The sequence below is a fragment of the Roseibium sp. genome, from assembly GCF_051016195.1.
Taxonomy (GTDB): Bacteria; Pseudomonadota; Alphaproteobacteria; order Rhizobiales; family Stappiaceae; genus Roseibium.
This window is the reverse complement of sequence record NZ_CP134616.1, coordinates 726,572-752,861: the sequence shown is the minus strand read 5'-3', so window position 1 is coordinate 752,861 and position 26,290 is coordinate 726,572. Positions and strand designations below refer to the sequence as shown.

At 61.2% G+C, this 26,290-nt stretch carries 24 protein-coding genes; 10 read left to right on the top strand and 14 right to left on the bottom strand.

Going from position 1 to position 26,290, the window contains the following annotated elements:
* Window positions 1-39 precede the first annotated feature (39 nt).
* Complete coding sequence (locus RDA78_RS03440) at window positions 40-303, bottom strand: hypothetical protein (RefSeq protein ID WP_434053965.1); 264 nt, start codon at window positions 301-303, stop codon at window positions 40-42.
* Between the two features lie 211 nt (window positions 304-514).
* Here RDA78_RS03440 and RDA78_RS03435 point away from each other — a divergent pair, with 211 nt between their 5' ends.
* The gene (locus tag RDA78_RS03435; protein ID WP_434053964.1) at window positions 515-1,324 is read left to right on the top strand and encodes an alpha/beta hydrolase family esterase; all 810 of its coding nucleotides are present in this window, start codon (window positions 515-517) and stop codon (window positions 1,322-1,324) included.
* Window positions 1,325-1,419: 95 nt separating this feature from the next.
* On the opposite strand, the gene RDA78_RS03430 is transcribed toward RDA78_RS03435, so the two are convergent.
* From RDA78_RS03430 to RDA78_RS03420, 3 genes are all read right to left on the bottom strand, one after another.
* A complete protein-coding gene (locus tag RDA78_RS03430; protein WP_434053963.1) occupies window positions 1,420-1,842 on the bottom strand; it encodes a DUF4345 domain-containing protein in 423 nt (140 codons plus the stop codon).
* Window positions 1,843-1,867: 25 nt separating this feature from the next.
* Complete coding sequence (locus RDA78_RS03425; protein WP_434053962.1) at window positions 1,868-2,695, bottom strand: NAD(P)H-binding protein; 828 nt, start codon at window positions 2,693-2,695, stop codon at window positions 1,868-1,870.
* A 130-nt stretch (window positions 2,696-2,825) separates the two neighbouring features.
* Entirely contained in the window at window positions 2,826-3,830 is a 1,005-nt protein-coding gene (locus RDA78_RS03420) for an AraC family transcriptional regulator ligand-binding domain-containing protein (protein WP_434053961.1), read from the bottom strand.
* 102 nt (window positions 3,831-3,932) lie between these two features.
* On the opposite strand from RDA78_RS03420, the gene RDA78_RS03415 reads away from it, so the two are divergent.
* Complete coding sequence (locus RDA78_RS03415) at window positions 3,933-4,763, top strand: DUF3883 domain-containing protein (protein WP_434053960.1); 831 nt, start codon at window positions 3,933-3,935, stop codon at window positions 4,761-4,763.
* A gap of 22 nt (window positions 4,764-4,785) precedes the next feature.
* Here RDA78_RS03415 and RDA78_RS03410 read toward each other — a convergent pair whose 3' ends face one another.
* The 7 genes from RDA78_RS03410 to RDA78_RS03380 form a co-directional block, all read right to left on the bottom strand.
* Window positions 4,786-5,844 carry an ABC transporter ATP-binding protein gene (locus tag RDA78_RS03410; protein ID WP_434053959.1) on the bottom strand — a complete coding sequence of 353 codons (1,059 nt, stop codon included), beginning with the start codon at window positions 5,842-5,844 and terminating at the stop codon, window positions 4,786-4,788.
* On the bottom strand, window positions 5,845-6,672 hold the full coding sequence (locus RDA78_RS03405; RefSeq protein WP_434053958.1) for a carbohydrate ABC transporter permease: 828 nt from the start codon (window positions 6,670-6,672) through the stop codon (window positions 5,845-5,847).
* A 1-nt stretch (window position 6,673) separates the two neighbouring features.
* Complete coding sequence (locus tag RDA78_RS03400; protein ID WP_434053957.1) at window positions 6,674-7,546, bottom strand: carbohydrate ABC transporter permease; 873 nt, start codon at window positions 7,544-7,546, stop codon at window positions 6,674-6,676.
* A 44-nt stretch (window positions 7,547-7,590) separates the two neighbouring features.
* On the bottom strand, window positions 7,591-8,910 hold the full coding sequence (locus RDA78_RS03395) for an ABC transporter substrate-binding protein (RefSeq protein ID WP_434053956.1): 1,320 nt from the start codon (window positions 8,908-8,910) through the stop codon (window positions 7,591-7,593).
* A gap of 122 nt (window positions 8,911-9,032) precedes the next feature.
* Window positions 9,033-12,422, bottom strand: coding sequence for an error-prone DNA polymerase (locus RDA78_RS03390; protein ID WP_434053955.1), 3,390 nt, complete (start codon window positions 12,420-12,422; stop codon window positions 9,033-9,035).
* Between the two features lie 700 nt (window positions 12,423-13,122).
* Entirely contained in the window at window positions 13,123-14,574 is a 1,452-nt protein-coding gene (locus RDA78_RS03385) for a Y-family DNA polymerase (RefSeq protein WP_434053954.1), read from the bottom strand.
* Window positions 14,543-15,145 (bottom strand): ImuA family protein, encoded by a 603-nt coding sequence (locus tag RDA78_RS03380; RefSeq protein WP_434053953.1) that lies wholly within the window; start codon window positions 15,143-15,145, stop codon window positions 14,543-14,545. The genes RDA78_RS03385 and RDA78_RS03380 overlap by 32 nt, the downstream gene beginning before the upstream one ends.
* 538 nt (window positions 15,146-15,683) lie before the next feature.
* Here RDA78_RS03380 and RDA78_RS03375 point away from each other — a divergent pair.
* The 5 genes from RDA78_RS03375 to RDA78_RS03355 all read left to right on the top strand — a co-directional run bounded on the left by RDA78_RS03375 (window position 15,684) and on the right by RDA78_RS03355 (window position 21,268).
* Entirely contained in the window at window positions 15,684-16,994 is a 1,311-nt protein-coding gene (locus tag RDA78_RS03375; RefSeq protein WP_434053952.1) for an extracellular solute-binding protein, read from the top strand.
* 130 nt (window positions 16,995-17,124) lie between these two features.
* Window positions 17,125-18,006 carry an ABC transporter permease subunit gene (locus RDA78_RS03370; RefSeq protein ID WP_319385507.1) on the top strand — a complete coding sequence of 294 codons (882 nt, stop codon included), beginning with the start codon at window positions 17,125-17,127 and terminating at the stop codon, window positions 18,004-18,006.
* Window positions 18,007-18,016: 10 nt separating this feature from the next.
* On the top strand, window positions 18,017-18,859 hold the full coding sequence (gene ugpE / locus RDA78_RS03365) for a sn-glycerol-3-phosphate ABC transporter permease UgpE (protein WP_434053951.1): 843 nt from the start codon (window positions 18,017-18,019) through the stop codon (window positions 18,857-18,859).
* 17 nt (window positions 18,860-18,876) lie between these two features.
* On the top strand, window positions 18,877-19,953 hold the full coding sequence (locus tag RDA78_RS03360) for a sn-glycerol-3-phosphate import ATP-binding protein UgpC (protein ID WP_434053950.1): 1,077 nt from the start codon (window positions 18,877-18,879) through the stop codon (window positions 19,951-19,953).
* A gap of 190 nt (window positions 19,954-20,143) precedes the next feature.
* Window positions 20,144-21,268 (top strand): DNA alkylation repair protein, encoded by a 1,125-nt coding sequence (locus RDA78_RS03355; RefSeq protein ID WP_434053949.1) that lies wholly within the window; start codon window positions 20,144-20,146, stop codon window positions 21,266-21,268.
* A 476-nt stretch (window positions 21,269-21,744) separates the two neighbouring features.
* Here RDA78_RS03355 and RDA78_RS03350 read toward each other — a convergent pair whose 3' ends face one another.
* Together RDA78_RS03350 and RDA78_RS03345 are read right to left on the bottom strand one after the other, a co-directional pair.
* Window positions 21,745-22,932 carry an MFS transporter gene (locus tag RDA78_RS03350; protein ID WP_434053948.1) on the bottom strand — a complete coding sequence of 396 codons (1,188 nt, stop codon included), beginning with the start codon at window positions 22,930-22,932 and terminating at the stop codon, window positions 21,745-21,747.
* Window positions 22,922-23,281: an MmcQ/YjbR family DNA-binding protein gene (locus RDA78_RS03345; RefSeq protein ID WP_434053947.1), complete on the bottom strand. Its 360-nt coding sequence runs from the start codon at window positions 23,279-23,281 to the stop codon at window positions 22,922-22,924. The genes RDA78_RS03350 and RDA78_RS03345 overlap by 11 nt, the downstream gene beginning before the upstream one ends.
* A 155-nt stretch (window positions 23,282-23,436) precedes the next feature.
* Here RDA78_RS03345 and RDA78_RS03340 point away from each other — a divergent pair, with 155 nt between their 5' ends.
* Both RDA78_RS03340 and RDA78_RS03335 read left to right on the top strand, forming a co-directional pair.
* Window positions 23,437-24,255 (top strand): RNA polymerase sigma factor, encoded by an 819-nt coding sequence (locus RDA78_RS03340; RefSeq protein WP_434053946.1) that lies wholly within the window; start codon window positions 23,437-23,439, stop codon window positions 24,253-24,255.
* A 101-nt stretch (window positions 24,256-24,356) separates the two neighbouring features.
* Window positions 24,357-24,848, top strand: coding sequence for a YybH family protein (locus RDA78_RS03335; RefSeq protein ID WP_434053945.1), 492 nt, complete (start codon window positions 24,357-24,359; stop codon window positions 24,846-24,848).
* A gap of 37 nt (window positions 24,849-24,885) precedes the next feature.
* On the opposite strand, the gene RDA78_RS03330 is transcribed toward RDA78_RS03335, so the two are convergent.
* The gene (locus RDA78_RS03330) at window positions 24,886-25,215 is read right to left on the bottom strand and encodes a hypothetical protein (RefSeq protein ID WP_434053944.1); all 330 of its coding nucleotides are present in this window, start codon (window positions 25,213-25,215) and stop codon (window positions 24,886-24,888) included.
* A 104-nt stretch (window positions 25,216-25,319) separates the two neighbouring features.
* Between RDA78_RS03330 and RDA78_RS03325 the strand changes: the two genes are divergently transcribed.
* Window positions 25,320-26,180, top strand: a complete 861-nt coding sequence (locus RDA78_RS03325; protein WP_434053943.1) for a LysR family transcriptional regulator — start codon at window positions 25,320-25,322, stop codon at window positions 26,178-26,180.
* Window positions 26,181-26,290: the final 110 nt, after the last annotated feature.

Below are 26,290 nucleotides of genomic sequence, written 5' to 3'. Positions count from 1 at the left end.
AAAGTTCGTACCGTAATTCCCGGATGTCATAAAAGCAGGCTACGCAAAAAAGTCATCGAAAATCCGAACGTCGGTATCATGAGGGCGTTCGATGTGTTCATGAGCGATGATCACCTCTTCCATTGCGATATCCGTTTCAGTGTTTTCCTCGCCGGCGGAAAACTCCGGATCGAACTCGTCCGCGGCATCTTTGCTGCCGGCCGTCTTGAAATTGAAGTTGAACGTGTCGCGGTCATTGCTCTGATCCGACCTGTGATAGGTCCATTCGATTTTTTCGTAGTTGAGTGTGACTTGTTCGGACATTTTCCTCTCCGTGAGTTTGGATGACGTGAGGTTATTTTCAGACGTGGTTCCGGTCTGTGACCCAAGTTACAGTGTGACGTTTTGCAGATTGCTGTCCCGCTTCTTGCGAAGCGACCCCGCGAAAGGAAGAGGACGAACTCACGGACAATTGCCTTGCGGTTTGCCTGTGTTCGGCAAATCATCGGCCCGTTTTCAATCAGGGCATTGCCGCATGCGTGCGTTTTTCTTGTCGGTCTTTCTGTTCGTTCTTTCGCTCCCCGCGCTCGCTTGTGGCCCCGAGACCCGGTGCGAAGTGCCGGGCGGGTATTATCTTGCCGCCGCACCCGATGGCTGGGACGGCGAGACACCGCTCGCGCTCGTCGTCTACTTCCATGGCTGGAACAGTTCACCGGAAGCAACTTTCCGCAACACGGCAATGGTCAACGGCGTCACCAGCCGCAACGCACTGTTGGTCGCGCCCTTTGCCGAGCGTGGCTATTGGCGTCAGATCGGGGAGGGCAGGGCGGAACCCGGCCGTGATGAAGCAGCCTTCATTCGCGCGGTTCTGAAGGACGTCAGAAAGCGCTGGCCGATTGACGGGATCAGAACCCTGGCATCGGGTTTCTCGCGCGGAGCCTCAACGGTATGGAATGTCGCCTGCTACATGGGCAATGAGTTTCGGGGCTATGCACCGATTGCAGGCGGCTTCTGGCGGTCGAACCCGGATACCTGCCCGGGCGGGCCGGTCAACTTGCGGCACATTCACGGTCTTGCCGACGGTGTCGTCGCGTTTGACGAGGTCGGCATCTACAACTCCATGGCGATCACTGACGGATTTGACATCCTCTCAAGGCTGAATGGAGCGTCCGGCGAAAGCCGCGCTGTCGCGAGCGGCGACCGGCGTCTTGACTGCGAGCGCTGGGACAGGAGCCGCGGCGGGCGCGCTCTCGAACTGTGCCTCCACGAAGGCGGTCATTCTATCCCGGCCGAGTGGGTTGCCCAGGGCCTCGATTGGCTGGACGCTTTGCCGGAAGGGTCATGAAGGGATGCGGCATGGCAAGACCATGCCCCAAAGAGCCGGAGCGGCTCGCGTGGATGCGCGAACCGCTTCGTGGCTCTGGTGGTTTGAAACGCAGGTCAGTGCGCCGGTTGGGCGCTTCGCTGTGAGCCTGCCTCGCGTCCGGTGCGCCTCAGGGCCTGCGCGCACAGGCCGCCGAGGGTCAGTTCGATGACGAGCGCAAGCAGGATGGCCTCGGACGGCAGTCCATCGAGCGCGATGCTTATCATCCGGCCGGTCGCGTAGGCGAGAAAGACACAGGTTCCGAGCGCTGCCGAAAATCGTATCCAGGCCGCCCTGAACGCCCCGATGAGCATCAGGGCTCCTAGGACAGCAAGGTTCGCGCCCGGTGCCCTGATTTCGCTGGTAAAGTCCGGGCTGGCCGGAAGCGCGACACCGTAGGACCCGTAAAAGGCATGAGGCGTCAGTGCAATGGCAGCGCCGATCCCGAAGGCGAGCGCCCCGGCGACGCCAAGCGTCAATCGCGTGAACATGGGTTTCATGTCGATCTCCCTCGGAATTTCCGGGTCAGGCCGCATTTGACCAGGCACCGGCCCGGGCAGCTTTTGCGGCAAACTCTGTGAAGTCGCGGGGTTTGCGGCCGAGGGCGCGTTCAACACCATTGGTCACATGGGCGTTGCGCCCGTCGAGCGTCTCGCGCGCGATTGCCTCGAAGACACCTGCGATGAACGGTCCGGCCGCTTCCGCGACACCAGCCCGGAATTCCTCGAAGCTGATCGGAATGTGCCTGACCGGGTGCCCGGTAGCGGCGCCGAGTTCGTCGGCCATTTGTGCGAAGGACATGAGGCGCGGACCGGTGACTTCGTAAAGTTCGCCCCTGTGTCCGTCTTCCGTCAGTGCGGCCACTGCGACATCCGCGATATCGTCGATATCGATGATCGGTTCCAGGACATCGCCACCCGGCATCGGCAATACGCCCTCCAGCACCGGATCGCGCAGATAGCCTTCGGAAAAGTTCTGGGCGAACCAGGCAGAGCGGACGAGCGTGTAGTCGACCCCGGAAGCGCGGATCACCTCTTCACCGAGCCTTGCATGATGTTCGCCGCGCCCCGTCAGCATCACAAGATGTTCGACACCGGCGGATTTGGCGGCGGCTGCGAGAGCTTCGACTTTCTCAACGGCGCCTGGAATGGCGATATCGGGAAAATAGGTGACATAGGCGCTGACAGCGCCGTCGAGAGCCGCGTTCCAGGTATCCGGCCTGTCCCAGTCGAATGGAATGGCGGCAGCGCGTGAACCGCGCCGGACGGGGATGCCTTTGTGTTCGAGAATGCTGGCAACGCGCGAGCCGGTCTTGCCGGTCGCACCGATGACGAGTGTAGGTCTGGTCTGCATTGGATTTCTCCCCTTGGGTGACGTGATGACCAAGAGATAGAAAACCGGACGTCCGGAGTATTGACTGCGCGTGCCACAGTTTTGATCCGCCGCGCCAATCATGCCGCGCGGGCGGGGGATGCGACCGGGATCAGGCGTGCTGAATGGTGCGCCGGAAGTTGGCTGGTGTTTCGCCGCGCCAGCGCTTGAAGGCACGCGTGAAGGCGCTTTGCTCGGCAAATCCGGTCAGAAACGCGACTTCTGCCAGCGCGTAATCCGTGCGCCTGAGAAGCCGGACGGCGAGGTCCTGACGCGCATCGTCGACAAGATCCTGGAAAGCGTGGCCCTGTGCTGCCAGCCGCCGCTGCAAAGTGCGGGCGCTGAGGCCAAGGCGGGCGGCGACATCAGCAACGTTCGGCACGCCTTCGCTCAAGGTGCGCGATACGAGGCTGCGCACGCGTCCGTCCAGCTCCTGGGCTTCGGGCAGTTCCGCGATTTCCTTTTCCATATGGGTATCGAAGAAGGCGGAAATGCTCGGGTCGCCCAGCTTGTTCGGCGCAAGGAGATGATCCTTCGATACCTCGATGGCGTCGCGATCCGCATCATAGTGAACCGGACAGCCGAAATAGCTTTCATGCGCGGTGATATCATCCGGTCCGGAATGCCGGAAATAGACGGCGTCCGGTGAAAACGGCTCCTGCGCCACTTCCCGGCTGATCTGCGTGACCGCAACGATGGTCTGTTCGTTTGACAGGCGCATGCCGAGGTGGCGCTCGCCGGCGCGGTTGAGGGTCATGAAGAACCGGCCGTCCTCCTCGACGCATTCATAAGTGGCAACGCTCGTCAGTACCCTCGCATAGCGTTCCGAACGCTGGTAGGACCCGCGCAGGTCGATCGCGGATTTCCAGGCAAGCCCGAAAGCACCGTAATCGTCGCAGCGCATCGAAGAGCCGACGCGGATCGGCACCGAGGCCCCGTTCGGGTCTTCCCGGGCAACCCTTGCGCACAGCGCGTAGTAATCCGTGTCCGGCACCATCTGCTTCGGATCGACCGGCCCATCCGGGTCCACGCCGATAGACCGGAAGAGATCACGCCGGCGCGTGCCCCCGGACGGCTCCGCCGCGGTCGCCGCATCAATCACCTTCTGCGCAAACAAGGCCGATATCTGTCCCATGCCGGAAAGTATAGCGGAGGGAGAAGAAAGTTCGAGATGGCTGGAAAGTTGCTGACTTGAGTGACACAACCCATGCGCTGTCATATGTTCAAAACTATGTCTTCAGACGATTGGTCAGACGCGGAGAATGACGCGACCGTAGCATCTTATTTTACGATGCTTGGCGATGAACTTGCAGGTCGCCCTTATGTTAAAGCTGAGCAAAACCGCCTGCTGCAGGAACAGATTGGACGCAGCCGCGGCGCGATTGAATTCAAGTATTGCAATGTCTCCGCAGCTGCCATGGGATTGGGCCTTCCTATCATCAGGGGCTATCAACCCAGATTTAATTTTCAGATGTCGCTCGCTGAAGCGATTTCGCGTTGGCTGGCGCAGCATCCGAATTGGGACTTGTTGCGAAAAGATGTCGAAGTAGCGGAGGCTCCTTCATTGTTCGTCGGTGTGGCGCCAACGCTTAGGAATGCGCCGCCACCGAAGGAAACGGAAATGCTTCAAGCTATAGCGCGGCGGTTCGATGTTGCCGGTCGTGATGAGCGCAACAGGGCTTTGGGCAAGGCTGGAGAAGAGTTAGTATTTCAGCGCGAACAAGCCTTGCTTCGGCGACAGGGAAAGGAAGACCTTGCAAAGCGAGTTCGTTGGATTTCGCACGAGGACGGGGATGGTGCAGGTTATGACATTCTCAGTTTCATGCCCGATGGGCGCGACCGTTTGATCGAAGTAAAAACGACCAACGGCTGGGACCGCACCCCATTTTATCTCTCCCGGAATGAGTTGACGGTCGCCGACGCTCACCGGGAAAACTGGTTTTTGTTCCGGCTTTACGATTTCGCGAGAACGCCAAGAGCTTTTGAACTGCGGCCTCCGCTGGAAGCGCATGTGGAACTTACGGCGATGAGTTTTCAGGCGAGTTTTTGAGGGTTGATAGCCATCTTAGTGGTCAAAGCCGTATCCGTTTTTCGCTCTCCGGATCGAAGAGATAGAGATGGTCCGGGTTGAGGCTGAGGCCGACGACGTCATCCTGTTCCTTGCGCAGATGCCGATCGCCGCGGGCGATCACGCGCTGCTGGCCCCATTCGACGGTCAGGAAGGATGCTTCCCCGGTGTTCTCGAAGGCGTAGATCGGGGCATCGATGTCCCCGGCACCCGCCTCGTGCACGTTGATGTCGTCGGCGCGCACGCCGAGGACAACGTCATCCCTGTCCCCGGTTGCGATCGGGGTAAGGTGCAGCCCGTTTTGGGTGACGAAATGACCGTCCCTGACGCTGCCGCGTACGAGGTTCATCGCCGGAGACCCGATGAACCCTGCGACGAAGAGATTGGCAGGGTCGTTGTAGATCTCGTCCGGTGTGCCGAGCTGCTGGATGACGCCGTGCTTCATCACGGCGACCCGGTCGGCGAGGGTCATGGCCTCGATCTGGTCATGGGTGACATAGACGGTCGTGACTTTAAGTTCCCGGCCGAGATGTTTCAGTTCAGCGCGCATGGTCACCCGGAGCTTGGCGTCGAGGTTCGACAGCGGCTCGTCCATCAGGAACACTTTCGGCGTGCGCACGATGGCGCGGGCAAGCGCGACGCGTTGGCGCTGCCCGCCGGAGAGTGCCTTGGGCTTGCGGTCCAGAAACTGCGTCAGTTCCACCTGCTCCGCCGCGCGCTCCACCCTCGGGCGGATCTCGGCTTTCGGCGTGCCGCGCACCTTCAGCGGGTAGGCGATGTTGTCGAAGATCGTCATGTGCGGGTAAAGGCCGTAGTTCTGAAAGACCATGGCGACGTCCCGGTCCTTCGGCAGGTCGTCATTGACCTTCCGCTCCCCGATCCAGATCTCGCCCGAGGTCGGTTCCTCCAGGCCGGCGATCATCCGCATCGTTGTCGTCTTGCCGCATCCGGACGGCCCGAGCAGCACCAGGAACTCCTTGTCGTGGATATCGAGGGACTGGTTGTCGACACCGACAAAGTCACCCCAGCGCTTTGTCAGGTTTTTCAGGATCACCTCGGCCATTTACCGCACCGCTCCCATGGTCATGCCCTGTACGAAATATTTCCGGATGATGAGCGCCAGCACGAACATTGGCGCCATGATGATGATCCCCGCAGCGGACAGGAGATTCCACAGATCACCTTCTTCGCCCTTGAACAGCGCCAGCCCGATCGGCAGCGTCACCGCATCCTTGTTGGTGAGGATGAGCGCGAACAGGAACTCGTTCCACGCAATGATGAAACAGAAGATTGCCGCGGTCAGAAGCCCGGGCGCCGCCATGGGCAGCACGATGTTGCGGATCACCTGGAGCCGCGAGGAGCCGTCCACCATGGCGGCTTCTTCGGTATCCATCGGAATGCCGTCGATGAACCCCTTGATCATCCAGATCGCGAAGGGCATCACGATGGCAAGGTTCACGAGGATCAGACCGAGGCGGGTGTCCAGAAGCCCGACATCGCGGAACATGACGAAAAACGGCAGGATGATCACGACCGCCGGAACGAACTGGGTCGCCAGGATCATCACCAGCATCGTCGTCTCGCCGCGCAGGCGGAACCGGCTGAAGGAATAGGCGGCACAGGTCGCGATCGGGATGGCGAAGACCACCGTGACGAAGGCGACCACCGTGGAATTGTAGAGCTTTTCCCCGAGCCGGTAGGGATCGTCGAAAACGGTGCCGAAATTTTCAAGCGTCGGCCGGAAGAACAGTTTGAGCTGGTAGACGTCAACATGCGTCTTGAACGCCGCCAGGAAGATCCAGACGATCGGAACCAGCATGATGAAGGTGGCGATCAGGATCAGTGTCAGCTGAACCGCGTTCCAGAACTGTTTGCGTTGTTTGCCGGTCATGTCAGTCCTTCCGGAACACGTATTTCGCGTAGAGATACGTCAGGAGGATCATCGGGATGACCATCAGCCAGGCGACGGAAGCCGCGTATCCGATCTGGCCGTATTTCATCCCGTTGAAATAGATGTAGTGGCTGAGCGTCTGGGTCGCCGTTCCCGGCCCGCCGTTGGTCAGCATGAAGATCTGGTCGAAGGTCTTCAGCGAGAAGATCGATTTCAGGATGATCACGACCGCGAGCACCGGTGCGAGCTGCGGCAGCGTGATGTCCCTGAAGACCCGCCACCCGGAGGCGCCATCGACCTGGGCGGCTTCGATCGTGTCCTGCGGGACGGACGCCAGCCCGCCGATCAGGACCAGTGTCAGGAACGGGATCCAGCCCCAGACATCGGCCATGACGCAGACCGCGAAGGCAAGCGTCGGGTCGGCGAGCCAGCTTACATCGGCCAGCGGCGGCATCACCGCACCGAAAAAGGCGTCGAACAGGCCGAATTCCGGGTTGAACATGAAGCGGAATGAGACCCCGATAAGGGCCGGAGACATGGCGAAAGGCAGGATCAGCAGCGTTTGCACGCCCGAGCGCAGCCGTCCCCCGGGAGCCAGCAGAAGCGCAAGCCCCAGCGCCAGCAATGTCGTCAATCCCACAGTGAGCAGGGTGTAGATGCCGGTGACCCAGACCGAATTCCAGAAGGCGGGCTCTTCGAAAAAGGCCCATGTGTAGTTTTCCAGGCCGATATACTGGTCGAGCGAACCGGGCCGGTTCAGCCTTCCGACGGTCGCTGACAGCCGTGCGCTCTCCATCAGCGGCCAGATCGCGGTCGCAAAAACCACCATCACTGCCGGAAGCACCAGCACGTATTTGAGTGTGTTGTCGCGCATGGGATAGCGTGCCCCTCTCCCTGGCGGAGAGGGGCTTTTGGACCTTACTGGATGCAGCCGGAACGGCGAAGGACACGGGTCGCCTGGTCGGCGGCACCGGTCATGAGTTCGCGGACGTCTCCGCCGGCCGCAGCTTCCGCGATGGCCGCGGACAGCAGGTCGCCGACCTCGGGCCATTCGGCGATTTGCGGCATGATGTCGGACTCCTCCAGAGAATCCCAGGCCGCCGCCTGGATGCCGTCATTGGCGGCGTTCACATCCGGATCCTGCAGCGAGGAGATGTGCGTGACCACATTGTTGACGATGGGCTTGCCACCGACTTCCCGGACGATGGCGTTTGCCTTGTCCATCTCCGGGTTCGAGAGCCACTTCATGAACTCCCAAGCCGCATCCTTGTTCTTGGAATAATCGGAGATCGAGAACGGCATGGAGATGGCGTAGGTTTTCGTGGCGCCCTGATAGGACGGCATGCCCGCGAAGGCGACCTGGTCCTTGGTCAGCGTGCTGGAATCCGGATTGTGGAAACCGGAATAGGCCCACCACCAGACGGGGATCATCGCGGATTTTCCCTGCATGAACGACTGGCGCGCGTCCTGTTCGACAAAGGCCACCGAATTCGGGTTGGTGACCTCATGCACCGTGTGAAGGGCGATGTAGTCTTCCGTTGCCTTCAGCGCTTCTTCCGTGGTCCAGGCCGGTGTGCAATTGTCGTTGAAGACATCTCCGCCGGCGGCCCACAGGAAGTTCAGCCAGATGAACAGGTTCTGCCTGTTGCCGTCATTGTTGAAGTAAAGCGCAAGCGGTGCGATGTCGGGATTGCTTTCCTTCAGTTCCTTGCCGATGCGAACCACGTCTTCCCAGGTCTTTGGCGGTTCTGGAATGAGGTCCGCGCGATAGAACATCAGCTGCGGGTGGGCACGCAGCGGAAAACCGAGGGTCTTGCCCTCGAACTGGGCCGACCTGGCAAAGGCGGCCGGGTAGCGGTCCATCGAGATGCCGTCGCGGGCCATCAGGTCGTCGATCGGCATCAGCCAGTGCGCGTTGGGCGGTCCCCAGCTGTCGAGATAGTTGACCACGTCGAAGGTGCCGTTCGCCGCGATGCCCTCGGCGTTGATTTTCTCCTGAAGGCTGCCAAAGGGAATGAAGGTCCATTCGGTCTCGATACCGGTCAGTTCGGTGAACTCGCCGTCGCGCAGCATCAGCCCGTCGAATTGGGGCGTGACGACGCTCAGGATGTTCAGCTTGGTACCGTCGAACGGTTTGCCGGCCGTCAGGCCATGGGGCAGGTCTTCGGCAGTGGCCTGAGGCACACTCCATGCCAGTCCCGCGGCTGTCACTGCCGCAAGAAGTGTCCGTCTGTTCATTGTTCAGTTTCCTCCCTGGATCGTGCGGTTGACCGCAATTTCCAGGATCAGGGTATCACGTTTGCATACGAATGCAAAAAAGATTCACGCTAGGTCACTTTTGATGCGCTGCATCACGATGCTCAATGAAAATCCCGGCTCGGGAACAGTTTCTTCGCCTGGTCGCGCGGGTGCATGGCGCGGGGCTTGGGGGCGGCTGACTTGAGGTGGACCGGCACCTCGTCGGTCTTGCCGGTCATCTGTCCCAGGACCTCGTCATTCGGGTGGCCGAGCAGGGTGAGCTTGTGCGAGCAGTCCTCGATGTGATCGGCGATCAGGTGAACGACAATGCCTTCGCGCTCCAGCCGTCCGGTCACCTTCAGGAGACGCCCGCCGATGACGGCGGCCCGGTATTGCTCGTACATCTTCGGCCAGACGACCACGTTGGAAACCCCGGTCTCGTCTTCCAGCGTGATGAAGATGACGCCGGAGGCGGTACCGGGGCGCTGGCGGGTGATGACAAGACCGGCGACGGAGACGCGCCGGGCCTCGTAAGGCGTGAGCCGCGCCAGCCGGTCATGGGGTGTCAGCTGCGGGATATGCGGGCGTAACAGCTCCATCGGATGGGCGCGCAGGGTCAGGCGGGTGGCGAGATAATCCTCCACCACTTCCTGGCCGAGATGCATGGCGGGCAGGAGGATATCGGGCTCGAAGATCGCCTCGCCGTCGATCGGATCGTTGAACAGCGGCAGTGGCTTCGGACTGCGGATGGTCTTCACCTGCCAGAGCGCATCCCGGCGGCTGAGGCCCATGCCGGCAAAGGCGTCGGCCTCCGCAAGGCGCTCCAGCGTCGCGGGCGGCACGCCGGTCCTGAGCCAGAGGGTCTCGGTATCCGGGTAGCCGTTGCCGCGCGCGGCCACGATCCACTCGGCGTCCTCCTCGCGCATGCCCTTGATCTGGCGGAAACCGAGTCTCAGCGCCAGCGCACCGTCGCTGCGCCGCTCCAGCGTGTTGTCCCAAAGGCTCGTGTTGACGCAGATCGGGCGAACCTCGACCTGGTGCTCGCGCGCATCGCGCACGATCTGTGCCGGGGCATAAAAGCCCATCGGTTGGGAATTTAAGAGCGCGCAGGCGAACTCGGCCGGGTAGTGGCATTTCAGATAGGCCGAGACATAGGCGAGCATGGCAAAGGCGGCCGCATGGCTTTCGGGAAAGCCGTATTCGCCGAATCCTTCGATCTGGCCGAAGCAGCTTTCGGCGAACTCCCTGTCGTAACAGCGCCGGATCATGCCGGCGATGAACTTCTCGCGCAGCTGGCCGATCGTGCCCATGCGCCGGAAGGTCGCCATGGAGCGGCGCAGCTTGTCGGCTTCCGACGGGGTGAAACCGGCAGCGACGACGGCGATCTGCATGGCCTGTTCCTGGAACAGCGGCACGCCGAGCGTCTTGCCGAGCACTTCCTCCAGTTCCTTCGATGGAAACCGGACCGGTTCCTTGCCCTGGCGGCGGTTGATGTAGGGATGCACCATGCCGCCCTGGATCGGTCCGGGGCGGACGATCGCCACCTCGATGACGAGATCGTAGAACTCGCGCGGGCGCATGCGCGGCAGGAAGTTCATCTGCGCCCGGCTTTCCACCTGGAAAACGCCGATCGCGTCGGCCTTGCACAGCATGTCATAGGTGGCCGTGTCGGCCTGGGGCACGGTGCCGAGGGTGAAGTCCCGGTCATGATGGCTGCCGATCAGGTCGAAACACTTGCGGATGCAGGTCAGCATGCCGAGGCTGAGCATGTCGACCTTGAGGATGCCGAGCGCATCGATATCGTCCTTGTCCCACTCGATCACCGTGCGGTTTTCCATCGCCGCGTTCTCGATCGGGCAGAGCGCGTCAAGCCGCCCCTGCGTGATCACAAAGCCGCCGACATGCTGGCTGAGGTGGCGCGGAAAGCCGATGATCTCCCGGATGAGTTCAATGGTCTGGGCAATGCGCCGGTTCTCCAGGTCCAGCCCGAGTTCCTTCATCCTTGTGTCGTCCGGTCCGCTGTTGGAACTGCCCCAGATCTGGCCGGAGAGGGCAGCGGTCACATCCGCGTTCAGCCCCATCACCTTGCCGACCTCGCGGATGGCCGCGCGGGTGCGGAAATGGATCACCGTGGCACAGAGCCCGGCCCGGTGGCGGCCGTATTTCTCGTAGACATACTGGATCACCTCCTCGCGCCGTTCGTGTTCGAAGTCGACGTCGATATCCGGCGGCTCGCCCCGGTGCTCGGAAATGAAACGCTCCGAGACCATGGTGATGGTTTCCGGCCCGACATCGGTGATGCCGAGCGCGTAGCAGATGATGGAATTGGCCGCCGACCCGCGCCCCTGGCACAGGATATGACGGCTACGCGCGAAGCGGATGATGTCGTGGACGGTCAGGAAATAGGCGGCGAACTTGAGTTTGCGGATCAGCCGCAATTCCTTGTGCGCCAGCTTTTGCGCGTGCTCCGGCACGCCGGCGGAATAGCGCATCTCCAGGCCTTCGAAGGTCAGCCGTTCCAGCCGGTCCTGCGGGTCTTGCCCGTCGGTGATTTCGTCCGGGTATTCATAGGAGAGTTCCGACAGGTCGAAGCTGCAGCGCGTGGCGATTTCGACCGTGCGCCTGAGGGCCGCCGGGTGGTGGCGGTAGAGGCGGGTCATGTCGGCGGCCGATTTCAGCCGCCGCTCGCCATTGGGCTGCGCCCGTGTGCCGATCTCGTCGATGGTGCAGCCTTCGCGCAGACAGGTCAGCACGTCGGCAAGCCGCCGCCGTCCGGCATGATGCATCATGACATCGCCGACGGCGACCATGGGGGTTGCGAGGGAATGGGCCACTTTCGCGCAGGTGCGGAACCAGGCCTGGTCGGTGCCGTCATAGCGGGGTGCTGCCCCCAGGAATACGTGGCCCGGCACCTCCTGGCGCAGCGTGCGGATGTGATCCCGGGCGGTCTTGGAGAACGCGTCCTGCGAGTGTCCGCCCTGGGGCAGGGCAACGAAGATAAGCCCCTCGGAGAACCTCACCACATCCCCGAATTCCAGGTGGCAGTCGCCCTTTTCCGCCCGCCGCTTGCCGAGGGTCAGAAGCTGGCTGAGCCGTTCATAGGCGGCCCGGCTTGTCGGCAGTGCGACGAAGTCGACCGGGCTGTCGGTGAGCACCAGCCGGGCGCCGACGATCAGCCGCGGCAGCTTCAGGACCTCCGGCACGGGCAGGGGCGGGATCTCGTTCGTCTGCTGCCGGGAGGAGGCATCGATCTGCGAATGGGAACGCACCGGCACGCCGCCTTCACTCGCTGCACGCTTGATTTCCTTGAGCGCCGAATAGGCCCTGACGACACCGGCCAGGGAATTCCAGTCGGTGATCGCAATCGCCTCAAGCCCGAGTTCGGCAGCCCGCGTCACCAGCTCTTCCGGATGGGATGCACCGCGCAGGAAAGTGAAGTTGGAGGTCACGGTCAGTTCCGCATGCCGGGGAACATCCCAGTGCAGGCTTTCCGGCAAGACGTGAGAGGTCATCGTCGGACCTCCCGCTTTCTTTCCGGGGCTTGCCCCGGGAGCCGGACAGCCTTGTTGTCTCCGTGCCGCCCCGGTCCTGAGCCGGTGCCTTTTGAAGACAGGTGGTGTGCTGGTCCCGGCTCAAGGCCGGGACGGCGAGATTTTTTGATGCCATCCCCGATCAAGCCGGCGATGACCGTTGAAAGTTGGGGCCAGGCCGAATGTATCGGTCGAGGGCCTTTTTCCGCGTCAGTGAACAGAAAACCCTCATCCTGAGGAGGATCGTGAGGTCCGTCTCGAAGGATGGGCCTGACGGTTCTGAACTCGCCGTACGTCCTTCGAGACAGCGCTACGCGCTTCCTCTGGATGAGGGAGGATTTGCGCGGCGGCTTCCGGGGCGGGCAGGGCGCTTGGGCAGGCATTATCCGGGTTGCCTCCGCCTCTCCATCGTCATCCCCGGCTTGATCGGGGATCCACTCGTTTCCAGAAACGGTTTTTCTGGACCACCGCTTTGCCGCTTGGGCGTGCCCTGAAACCAGGGCCGGATTTGCGGGTTTGTAGATTGGCCCCCCGATCAAGCCGGGGATTACATTCATGGAAAGGAAGCTCACCCGATACGCCGCCCCGGCCTTGAGCCGGGGCCATCTCCAGGGTCTCTCACAAGGAGGTCCCGGCTCAGGGTCCGGACGGCGGGAAGAAAGTGATCGAGCGCAGAGACACATCAGCCGAACTCCCCTTGCACATACCAGCCGGGGTTCTGCGGCGTGTGGAACAGCCACAGGCGTTGGCCCTGTCCCGTGGCGACGCGCCAGTAGTCGCGCAGGCCCCGTGTCCAGTCGTCGTCGCCTTCCCACCAGGCGGGCGTGATCCGTTCCGGACCTTCGGCCTGAAGCGTCGTCAGGACGCGGCCGCGCCAGCGGAAGCGCGGCGGCGGGGTGGTGCCGGCCCCGGTGATCGGTTCGGGAGGAAACAGACGCAACGGGCGTGGACGCCGGTATGGCCACGAGCGGGCCGGCATGCTGTAGGCCGCAGGCACCAGCTTGAAACTGCGTTCCGGGATATGGCTGTCGACCGGGGTGAAACGCTGGATATTTTCCAGTCCGATCCGGTTGCCGAGCTGGGTGATGAGATCGGCCAGACTGTCCTTTTCCAGGGTCTGCGACGGGGTCAGCTGACGAGGCCCGAGATCTTCCACCTGGATGGCTTCCAGGCGGATCATGTCGATGCCGTAGCCTGCATCGACCGCACTGACCCCGCGTTCGAAAAGGGCCAGCATCCGATCGCCGTCGCGCATCGGCCGCGCCAGGCGCAGTTCGACCGCCTGGTTTTCCTGGTCCACTCTGCGGAAGGTCAGTTTCAGGCTGCGGGCGCCTTTCTGGGCCGTGTCCAGTTGCTCGCACAGATGGCCGATCAGCCGTTCCGCCCCGGCCATGACGTCGTCCACAAGGCCGATCGGGTCGGGCAGGGTCATGCGCACGGCGAAACTGAGATCTTCCTTCAAGGGAGAGATCTGTTCGGGAAGATTGCCGAGGGCCTGGTCGAGGCGGCGCAGCACCTCCGGATCGTAGCGCCGCGCCACGCTTGCCCGCGGCAGGTTGTGGAGATCGGAGACGGTGGCAATGCCGAGCCGCTCCAGGCTGGTGCAGGTCTGGTCGGCAAGGCGCAGGGCCGCCAGCGGCAGAGGCCCTATACGGGCGAGCGTTTCGACCGGTTCGGCGATGCCTTCGGCAAAACGGGCAAGCGCCCAGGCGGTGCCCGGGGTGGAGGCAAGACCGAGCCGGGCGGTGAGACCGGCCCGGGCAAGGCGGGCGCGGATATCGTCAAGCAGGGGAGCTTCGCCCCCCATCAGATGTGCCGAGCCGGTGATGTCCAGAAACAGGCCGTTCAGCCCGTCGAGCCCGACCCAGGGACAGTAACGGGTCGCCCACCGGGCCAGCAGCCGCAGAAACCGCTGGTCGGCCTTCGGGTCGGCGGGCCGGGTCAGCAGCCCCGGGCAGAAGCTTCTGGCATGAACAAGCGTGATGCCCCTGTTGAGACCCGCGCTTTCCGCGCGCGGACACAGGTCGTAGACGCGTTCGGAATTGCGGTCGTAAAGGGTCAGGGCAAAGGGCGCGTCAACGGGATTGGCGCGGAGCGAACGCTCAGCCGCCAGCCTCGGAAACCACAATGACACGATGCGCCGCTGCATCCCAACGCACTACCCATTCAGATAATGTTCCTGTTTTGTTCTTTATAATCGACCACAGCCAGGGAGTCGAGTCGTGGTCATTTTGCCAAGGGCCGGTTGACGGGGGCATGCCCTGGCCATGCGTGCCGGAAGCGGGCAAGCCGGTGCAGCGCCATCTTGTCTCCGCGGCGTTGCTGCCACCGCCTTCGGGAACCAGAAGCAGCGCCGTCGTGCCCCCGGTTTCGGCGGCGAGCTGCAGCCTGCGGCCCTCCGTCAGCCCGATCGGGTCGGTGATCTCGGCGACCACAAGCCCGGCCGCCCCGGACCTGAGCGCGGTTTCCGCGCTGGCAAGGACGTTGAGCGGCGTATCCGCACGGGTGATCAGGAGCTTGCCCGGATCACAATAGGGCGCAAGCCCTTCCGGATTGATCACGGGCCGCCAGCGTTCCGACACCCAGACGACAGCACCGCTTGCCTGGCCGGCCGTGATCGCGGCAAAGACCAGTCCGCCTTCGCCGCACACTTCATGGGCACGGGCGCGTTTCAGCGGAAAGGCGGAGGAAAACGGCAGGGACATGATCTGGCAGAAATGGCATCGGGTTAAACGGTCCCTGTTGAACATAAGGCCAACAGGGCTGGCGTCAAAGCCGGATTTCATACAGCGCGAATCGTATTCATGCGCACCAGGCGTATGTGATTGAAAAACTCCGTCGATTCAGCACCGTAACGAACTGTCATTGCTTCTTCATGCAAGCGCCGCTGAAGCGTCATGTAAGCCGACTAATCTTTGGTGAAAACAAGAGGTGCTCAGGGGTAAAAGTGCGGTACCGGAGGCAAATGCCGAGGTGGCCGCTTCGTCAGTTTTCATCAAAATGCGACCGCGAAAACCTTCGTTCGCCGGACTGCCGCCATGTAGGGGCAAAGTAAAGTCCGTTCTCGATTGCGGACGCGGTTAAGGCGTGTTTAAATGTTCATATGAGCGTCATACAACGTTCATATGAAAACAATACGAAACGCAGGCGTTATCGTTTCTGGTGCCCGCAAAGCCATTGCAGCACCGTGAGAACAAACTGCTGACCGGGGCATATCGCCCTCCAATGTGGGAGCAAACAAACATGGCTTATCGTAAGACCGTCGCCAGCTTCGTTGCTGCGGCCGCCCTTCTGGGGACTTCCTCCGCTTCTTATGCGGCGACCGACATCGCCTGGTGGCACGCAATGGGCGGTCGTCTCGGCGAAGTCGTTGTCGACATCGCAAACGGCTTCAATGCTGACCAGAGTGCCTGCAAGATCACCCCGGTCTACAAGGGCACATACGAAGAGACGCTGACCTCCGGCATCGCCGCTTTCCGTGCAGGCGAACAGCCGAACATCCTTCAGGTCTTCGATGCGGGCGCAGCGACCATCATCGGTGCCAAGGGTGCGGTGATCCCGGCTCAGGACATTCTTGAAACCTCGGGTGCGGGCTTCGATATCGAAGATTACATTGACGGCGTTCGCTATTTCTACGCTGACAGCGACGGCAAGATGATCGGCATGCCGTTCAACTCTTCCACCCCAATCCTCTACTACAATGTGGACGCTCTGGAAAAAGCCGGTGTTGAAGCTCCCAAGACCTGGGAAGAGTTCGAAGCGATCGCTCCGAAGCTTAAGGAAGCCGGTTACGTACCGCTCGCCCAGTCCCACCTGCCGTGGATCTTCACCGAGAACTTCAAGTCGCGTCATAATCTGCAGTTCGCGACCAACAACAACGGTTACGACGGAACCGCCGACACCAAGCTGGTTTTCGGTGAGCCGATCAAGAACCACTTCACCAAGGTGAAGGGTTGGCTGGACGACGGCATGTTCGGCTACTACGGCACCGGCTGGGGCGACAACCAGACCCCGTTCAACGAAGGCAAGGTCGCCATGTGGCTCGGGTCTTCGGGCTCCTTCGGCGGCATCCAGAAAACCGTCGAGTTCCCGTTCTCCGCGACTTATCTGCCTTACTGGGATGCGGTTGACGGCGCTGGCACCGGCACGTTCATCGGCGGTGCAGCCCTCTTCGCGATGGCCGGCAAGCCGGAAGAAGAGAACAAGTGCGTTGCGTCCTTCTACGAGTACCTGACCTCTCCGGAAGTCCAGTACATGTGGCACAAGGAAACCGGTTATGTGCCGATCACGACCGCTGCCTACGACATGGCCAAGAAAGACGGCTACTATGAAAGCACCCCGGCCGCTGAAATCGGCATCAAGCAGCTGACCCTGCCGGGCGGCGACTGGACCAAGGGCTACCGCATGGGCTTCTACGTTCAGATCCGCGACGTCATGAACCGCGAGTACGGCAAGATCCTGTCCGGTGAAACCTCTGTTGAAGACGCATTTGCTACCATCGAAGGCGAAGGCAACAAGCTTCTTGAGCGTTTCTCCAAGACCACCGGCAACTGAGCCGGACGGACCACTTGTCCTTGGGGGCGCATCACCTGCGCCCCCATTTCCATGCTCATGAAGCGGGCCGGCCTGGTGACAGCCCGCTTTCCCGCTCCCGGCGGTCGAGCAACAATCAGGTCGCGGCCATATGAAAAAAGTCCAGTTCAAGTCCCCGTTGCTGCCCTATCTGCTTCTTCTTCCGCAGTTGGCAATCGTGACGATCTTCTTCCTGTGGCCGGCGGCCGAGGCGGTGCGCTCGTCCTTTTATCTTGAAGATCCTTTCGGCTTCGGGTCGACCTTTGTCGGCATCGACAACTTCACCGACACGCTGACCTCTTCCGACTATGGCAGGGTTGCGCGCTTTACCGCCGTCTTCACGTTTTTCGTCACCTTCCTGTCGCTTGGCATCGCTCTTTTGCTGGCAGTCAAGGCGGACAAGGTCATTCGCGGCGCGTCCAGCTACAAGACGCTGCTGATGTGGGTCTACGCGGTTGCGCCTCCGGTGGCCGGCCTGATCGGTGTCCTGTTGTTTGACCAGCATGTCGGGCCGATCGTCGATTTCTTCGCGATGTTCGGCTGGAGGATGCAGATCGGCGTCGACTATTTCGACACCAGCTTCGCCATGATCGTCACCTCCGTCTGGAAACAGATCCCGGTCAATTTCATCTTCTTCCTGTCCGGCCTGCAGGGCATATCCAAATCCGTTCAGGAAGCGGCCAGCATCGATTGCCGCTCCGGCATGCGCAGGTTCTGGACCGTCACGTTCCCGCTTCTGGCACCGACCGGGTTCTTCCTGCTGATCATCAACATCACCTATGCCTTCTTCGACACGTTCGGCATCATCGACGTGATGGTGAAGGGCGAGCCGGGCAACAACCCGGTAACCCTTGTCTACAAGGTCTATCTCGACGGTTTCCGGGGCAATGACCTCGGCGGGTCGTCGGCGCAGTCCGTCATCCTGATGGCCCTTGTGTTCATCCTGACAATCATACAGTTCCGCTTGATCGAGCGGCGTGTGCACTACACGTGAGGAGCCGGAAATGAAAAAGAACCAGATCTGGGACCACGTCATTCTGCTTGTCGGCGTTTTCTTCATGGTCTCGCCGGTCGTTCTGACCCTCATGACGAGCACGCACGATGCCATCACGGTCTACAAGGAAGGCGTCCAGTTCCTTCCCGGCGGCAAGTTCCTCGAAAACTACGAAACGGTCCTGTTCCAGGCCGGTGGCTTCACCAAGGAAGTCGACGGCTTCGTGATGCTCAAGAACTCGATGATCCTCGGCCTCGGCTTTGCAATCGGCAAGATCATCATTTCCATGCTTGCGGCTTACGCCATCGTCTATTTCCGGTTCCCGATGGCCTCGCTCTGCTTCTGGGTCATCTTCGCGACCCTGCTGCTTCCCCTTGAAGTCCGCATTCTGCCTTCTTACGAAATCGTCCAGCAACTCGGCATGGTGAACACCTATTCGGGACTGATCGTCCCGCTGATCGCGTCGGCGACGGGGACCTTCTTCTTCCGGCAGTTCTTCCTGTCGGTTCCAGATGAACTTCTGGAAGCAGCGCGTATCGACGGTGCCGGCCCGTGGAAATTCTTCAAGGATATCCTGGTGCCGCTGTCGCAGACCATGATCGCGGCGATCTTCATCATCATGTTCGTCTTCGGCTGGAACCAATATCTGTGGCCGACCCTGATGACGACGGATGAAAGCCTGTTCACCCTGGTGCGCGGCATCAAGCAGATTCTGCAGGTCTGGGTCGGGGCCCAGATCCCGGCCTTCAACGAGGCGATGGCGCTGGCGATCCTGGCAATCGTACCGCCGGTGCTCATCGTGGTCATTTTCCAGAGCTGGTTCGTCAAGGGACTCGTCGAGAGCGACAAGTGAGAAACTAGAGGTAACTTATGTCAACGATTACTCTCGACGCCGTCCGGAAGGTCTATGCGGGCGATGTGGAGGCCGTCAAAGGTGTCTCCATCGATATCGCCGACGGCGAGTTCATCGTGCTTGTCGGTCCGTCCGGTTGCGGCAAGTCGACCCTGCTGCGCATGATCGCCGGTCTGGAAGATATCACGACGGGCGAAGTCAAGATCGGCGACCGTCTCGTCAATGATGTCGACCCGGCCGATCGCGACATCGCCATGGTGTTCCAGAACTACGCGCTCTACCCGCACATGTCGGTCTACAACAACCTGGCTTACGGTCTGAAGAACCGCGGCATGGCCAAGGACGAAATCGACCGGCGCGTGAAGGAAGCCGCCCGCATTCTGGAAATCGGCGATTTTCTCGACCGCAGGCCGCGGCAGCTGTCCGGCGGCCAGCGTCAGCGTGTTGCGATGGGCCGCGCCATCGTGCGCGAACCCGCAGCCTTCCTGTTCGACGAGCCGCTGTCCAACCTCGATGCCAAGCTGCGTGTCCAGATGCGCGTTGAGATCAAGCGTCTGCAGCGCTCGCTCGGCACCACCAGCGTCTACGTCACCCACGACCAGCTGGAGGCGATGACCCTGGCGGACCGCCTCATCGTCCTGAACGGCGGTAACATCGAGCAGATCGGCGCGCCGATCGATGTCTATGACAAGCCCGCCTCGACCTTCGTTGCAAGTTTCATCGGCTCGCCGGCCATGAACCTTCTGAAAGTGAAGGCAGGTGAAGACGGTCTTTCAGGCGAAGAAGGCGGTGGTCTCTCAGGTCAGAACACCAAGGGACGGGACCGCTACACGATCGGCATCCGGCCGGAACATCTGGAAGTGACCGATGCGCCGGATGACGGCGATGGCGTGAAACTGGAAGTGACCGTGAATGTTCTGGAGCCGATCGGTGCGGAAAGCTTCCTCTATGCCAATCTCGTGGATGACGGCCCGGAAATCGTTGTGCGGGTCTCCAGCCACGCCAAACATGAGCCGGGCGAAAAACTGTTCCTTCAAGCTGCCGCCGAAAACGTGCATTTCTTTGACGTGGAAACGGGACGCCGCATCGACTGAACACTCCCGAACTTGGACGGATAGCGAACGAGGGTGCTGTCCGTTTCGAAAGGCCACTCCGGGAAACCGGGGTGGCCTTTTGATTTCATCCTGACGGTTCTTGTCAGGAGAGTGGCAGGAAGAGACTGGGACGAGCGCTCCGCTTCTGGCAAAGACAGGGCAACCGAACCGCGACAAACAAGGACCGCCGATGGAACCGTTCAAGAACAAGATCTCGCCGGACCTCGTAAAGTGTCTGGGACTGCATGTCGAGCGGCATCTGGAAGGGTTCGACCGCGCGTCCTATGAAGCTGCCATCCTGGCCGAACTGGACAAGCTCGAGCTGAAACAGCGCGCCCGGCTGATCGCCGACGAGACCGGCAGGGTCCTGCCTGAATCACTGGATGCGAAATTCGAGATCCTGAGAGCGATCCTGCACCCGCTGGAAAACGAAGGTGTCGACCGGGCGAGCGATGAGGCGGGAATCCGCGGCTGGGGCATGATGCCGCTCGGCATGGTCGTCACGGATTTTGGTCTGGAGGATTTCGACAAGTCCTTTGCGCTCTTAAAGGAAATGACCAAGCGCGCGACAGCCGAGTTCGAGGTACGCCCCTTTCTCGACAGGGATCAGGACAGGGCGCTCGCCATCATGACACCCTGGGTAAAGGACGACAGCGTCCATGTCCGCCGGCTCGTCTCTGAAGGCACCCGCCCGCGATTGCCCTGGGGCATGCGGCTGAAGCAGCTCGTCGAAGACCCGACGCCGGCCCTGCCGCTTCTGGAAGCGCTCAAGGACGATCCGGAAGAATATGTCCGCCGGTCGGTCGCCAATCATCTGAATGACATTGCCAAGGATCATCCGGACCTTGTTGCGGCGATCGCCACACGCTGGCTGAAGGGTGCTGACATGAACCGGCAGAAACTGGTGCGCCACGCCTGCCGTTCGCTCATCAAGCAGGGTCACGCCGGAACGCTGACGGCGTTCGGACTGAACCCGCCGAAGATCATTGTGGATGGCCCGAACATCAAAACGCCCAGGGTAGCTTATGGCGACGCCGTCTCGTTCGATGCTGAGCTGAGGTCATCAGGCAAGCGCACACAGGAGCTTGTGATCGACTACCTGGTGCATTTCAAAAAGGCCAATGGAGCGCTCGCGCCGAAAGTCTTCAAATGGACGAAGGTGAAACTTGCGCCGGGAGAGACGGTCTTCATGTCCCGCGATCACGCCATCCGGCCGATCACCACGCGGGTCTACTACGGCGGAACACAAGCCGTCGGCCTCAGGATCAACGGCAAGGATTTCGGCTATGCGGAATTTGAGCTGGTGATGGACTAGGCGAGCGTGGGAAAACCTCATCCTGAGGAGAACCGGAAGGTCCGGCGCGCACGCTGGACCACTCACGGGTTGTCTTCCCGGTTTGCCGCATTGGCGGCAAGACCCGGAACCAGTAATCCGTAGGGTTGGCCAGTGATAAAGACGGTCAGACAAGCGGATACTGGATCCCTGCCTTCGCAGGGACGACAAGAAAAAACACGCATCACGGTATTCTGAAAACTCTGGATTTTGGCTTTCCATCGTCACCCCGGGCGAACGTGAGTGAGATCCGGGGCCGGGGAGCCGAGTCGCGTGTTTTCATATCCCGAGAAGCCTTTGCCTCTCCGGTCCCGGCTCGCGCTGCGCTTGGCGGGGATGACAACGGCAGACCGTGCCGCAAGCGTCTCCGCCTCTCTTCCGCAAGACCTCATCCTGAGGAGGACCGGAAGGACCGTCTCGAAGGATGGGCCACGCGCGCAGGTTCCGCCGTCCACCCCTCAACCGATCCGCTTCAGCCGCAGCATGCCCAAAATCCCGAGCGCAGGCCCGATCGCCATCAGGGTGAACATGCCCGGCCAGCCGATCAGGTCCGCCCCGAGCGGTGTGAGCTGGACGGTGAAGAACGTCAGCGCAAACCCGAGGGCGGTCTGGAAGCTCATCAGGCTGCCGGCCTGTTCGGGCGGAGCGTAATCGGCGACGAGGGCTGAGAACTGGGCGGAGTCCGGCAGGATCGCCGCGCCCCAGACAAGCACGCAGACGATTGTCAGCCAGACAGGTCCGCCGAAGGTGAGGGCCGAGGCGATCGCCGCGGTGCCGCTGACCACCATGGCCAGGATCGCGATGTTTGCCTTGCCGACCCGGTCGGCGACAATCCCGGCGAGGACACTGGCGACACCGCCGGCCGCGATCGTCAGAAAGGCGATCAGGCGGGAGAGGGATACGGCCTCGCTTTCCGCCATATGCGCGGAAAAAGAGAGCGTGAGCGCGACGCCGATCCAGGCCCACATCGCATAAAGCTCCCACATGTGACCGAGATATCCGGCATAGGCATAACGGATCCGGGCATTGGTCCAGGCGTAAAAAATCGCGTCGATCTTCATGCGCGGGGCCTTGGCGTGAAACGGCCCGAGACCAGCGAACAGGCAGAGCATGCCGCCGATGGCGGAGGCAAGCGAGGCAATCGTCAGGCTCCAGCGCCAGTCGGCGCCGCCCAGAAGCGCCAGGAGATGCGGTGCCGCCGAGCCAAGCGTCAGGGCACCTACAAGCGCGCCGACAAGAAAACCGCGGTCCTTCTGACCCCAGCCGACGGCAATCTTCATGCCGACGGGATAGACCCCGGCAAGCAGTGCGCCCGTTGCAAATCTTGCCAGGATCGAGACGGTGCCTCCCGGTTCGGCAACAAGAAGGCTTGCATTGAACAGCGCAGCGGCGATGGCGCAAAAGGCGAACAGCCGGCGCGGGTCGATCCGGTCGGCAAGCCCGAGCAGCGCGGAGGCAAGCGCGCCGACGACAAACCCGATCTGGACGGCGCTGGAGAGCGCCGCCTGCCGCATTTCGGAGATCGGAAACTCACGGGTGAGGTCCGGCAGGATCGCGGCCGACATGAACCAGAGACCCATGCCGGCGACTTCCGCGACCATCAGGAGCGAAAGCGAGCGCCATTTGCCTGTGAAGTCAGTCTCCAAGGCCGAGCTCTTTCCGGGCTTTTTTGGTGAGCTTGCCCGCAATGATCTTGTGAGCTGCGGTGATGTAGGCCTTCAGATCCTCTTCGGTGAGCGCGCCTTCCCGTTCCATCTGCACCCACTTCGCACGCGCAAGATAGGGCGCAGGGATCAGGCCTTCCTGCTGGGTCAGCAGCGAATAGGACATGTCCGAACACTTGAACCCGATCCGCTGATGGTCTCCGTCGCCCCAGCGCGAGCAGATCGCGAAAATCTTGCCACCGACTTTCCAGACGGATGCATTGCCCCACTGGATCACGTGGGTGGTTGCAGGCAAGCTTTTGCAGAAGGCATCGAATTCGTCGCGGGTCATATGAAACTCGTGTCTGAACAGCACGCTGGGAACGGGAGCGCAGAGTGACGATTCATGTCCGCTCGCGCAAGCCGCGCGCCGATCAAAAAAATATGTCACACATTCCGTTGCGCTGCCCTCTAACACTGTGAAGGACCGAAAAACAGGATCGCGAAATGACAATTGCAGATGTACCTCAGGCAGTGATCAAGGCCGCACAGCAAGGCGACAGGGTGGCCCTGGAAAAGGTGCTGCAGGGCGTTCAGGACCGGATTTACAACCTTGCACGCAGAATACTGGTCAATCCCGACGATGCCAGCGAGGCGACCCAGGAAATCCTGATCCGGATCCTGACAAAACTGTCCACGTACCGCGCAGAGAGCGCATTCTCCACCTGGGCCCACCGGATCGCCATCCGTCATATCCTCAGCGCGAAAAAGCTGCGGGACCGCGACCCTGGCCTGACCTTCGAAATGTTCGCAGCCGATCTGGAATCGGGTCTTGTTGCAGATCCGCCGGAAGCGCCCGATGAGGCGCTGCTCCTGAACGAGCTGCGGGTTTCCTGCACCATGGCGATGCTCCTGTGTCTGTCGATGGATCTCCGGCTTGCCTACGTGCTCGGCGATGTCTTTGAGCTGGACCAGTCCGAAGCCTGCGCGATCCTCGAACTGCAGCCTGCGACCTACCGCAAGCGGCTGTCGCGCGCCCGCGCAGAGGTGATTGCCTTCACCTCGCGACATTGCGGGCTGGTTAGCGAGAATACGAAATGCCTCTGTCCCAGAAGGCTGCCGGCTGCCATACAGGCCGGTCGGGTGCAGCCCGGTGCCTATCCGAACTCGGCCGGATCGCGTCTCTCCTACGCGGATGCAAGAGACGAGATTGGTGCCGTGGTTGAAGATCTGAAGACCTTCAAGCTTCAGCAGGCGGTCCCGCGTCGGGACTGCCCTCAGGACATTCGCAGCGAGCTCACCAGAATTCTGTCGCCGGGCCGTTAGGACCGCTTCCGGCACAGACCTGCCAGAAACCGAAAACCTTAACCGGCTTGGCAACGGGCGGGACTGGCACCGCTTTGCCTCATCCATGAAGGAAGACCCCAATGAAACATCGACTTCACACAGCAGCGGCCGCGGCCGCGATGGCAGTTTCAACCCTTGCCTTTCCGGCACATGCAGAAGGAACACTAAAGATGACACAGGATCAGCAAGACGTTCTGGCACTTATCGGAAAAATGACAGGTTCATTCGAGGCAGGTGATCTCGATACGGTGATGCAGACCTATGAAGCGGATCAGACGATCATGTTCGAGCCGGGCAAGCCCGTTTCGGATGCGAAAGGTGCAAGACTGGCCTTTGAACAGTTTCTTGCCGTCTCACCGAAGTTTTCCTATTCCGGCCACGAAGTGATCGTGGAAGGCGATATTGCTGTTCACATCGCGCCCTGGCAGATGACGGGAACCGATCCAGCAGGCAAGCCGGTCGAAGCGGCGGGGCTTTCCGTCGCCGTCCTGCGCAGGCAACCGGACGGTTCCTGGAAGATGGTGATCGACAACCCGCACGGCAGTCACCTGATGACGGGCAGAGCCGACTGAGTTTGGGAGTAAGCTGGGCCGGACCGGCGCAGCCCTTTCACGACGGTGTGGCCCGGCGGTCTTTCGCCGCGCCTTGCCCGGTCCGTCTCTGCATTGGATCTTCCGGCATCAGGTGCGGCCAATGTGGTGCCCGTGCAAAAGCCATCACGGCACCGAGCCAGCGAAGCCTGAAAAACGAACGCACCCACGCGCGCTGTTTCTGTTTCCGGAGCCATTTTGCCTCTCTTTCGAAGCGGACATGCTCGGGAAGGTCCTCCGGCCAGAGTTCTGCATGGTGCGGATAGAGCTGTCTGCGCGGGTCGTTCCAGGCGTGGCACCCGTTACAATCATCCGTCCCGGTGGTGAGAAGCGAACTGGGAATTATCATCGTTAAATTCCTCTCATATTTGATTTTGAAGAAGCATGTGATGCATTATTTCTCACGAATGGGATCTATCTGCATGTTTTTGAATTGAAATTGAGGTTTCAAAAATGAAACAAAATATGGATTGGGAGGATCTGAGGCTCTTTCTCGCGGTTGCCAAGGCAGGCGGCCTGGCTGGCGCCGCCGAGACGACCGGAGTGAGCGCGGCAACGCTTGGCAGGCGTGTCGCCTCCCTGGAAAAAAGCCTGAATGTACGGCTGGTGGAGCGCGAGGCGCGCGGCTATCAGCTGACATCGACCGGCCGTGACCTTCTGGTGCGTCTTGAGGATATGGATGACGCCGCCCGCGCGATTTCGGCATGGCGGGACAGCGGCAGCACGAAGAGGCGCGTTCGCATCTCCGCGGGCGACTGGACCGCGCGGCTGCTCATGGACAATATCGGTGCCTTCTGGTCGCAGGATGATCCCTGGGTCCCGGAGTTTCTGGCTGATCCGCGCAGCCGTGATGTTGCGCGGCGGCAGATCGATATCGGGGTTCGTAGCCGGCGCCCGAAACAGGAATGGCTTGCGGGCAGGAAGATCGGAACCGTCCGGTATGCCGTCTACCAGGCCGCGTCGGTCAGCGACGGATCAGGGATCGGCTGGATCGGAGTCGTCGAGGATGAGGCCCATTTCCCGACCGGCAACTGGATACGGGACAACCACGGCGGTGAGGTGACGATTACGGTGAACAGGGCCATGCATGCGCTGCCGCTGGTTCGTCAGGGTGCGGGGCGCATGCTGTTGCCGACATTCGTCGGTGACGCTTTTGCCGACCTCGCGCGGCTGAATGGCCCGATCGAGTCCCTGCAGACGGAAAGATGGCTTGTCATGCATCAGGATGAGCGCCATGAACCGGCCGTTCGCCAGGCTCTGTCCGCACTGGGAAAGCTGTTGAAAACAGACCCGGTCTTGCGTCCCGAACTGTGAAAACCCGCCCGATAGGCCAGCGAAACCGGTGGAAATGACCGCTCTCCTTGAATCAATTTTAACTAGGCTCCATATTTACTAACGAATGGAGCCGGTTGGTTCCTGCCTGG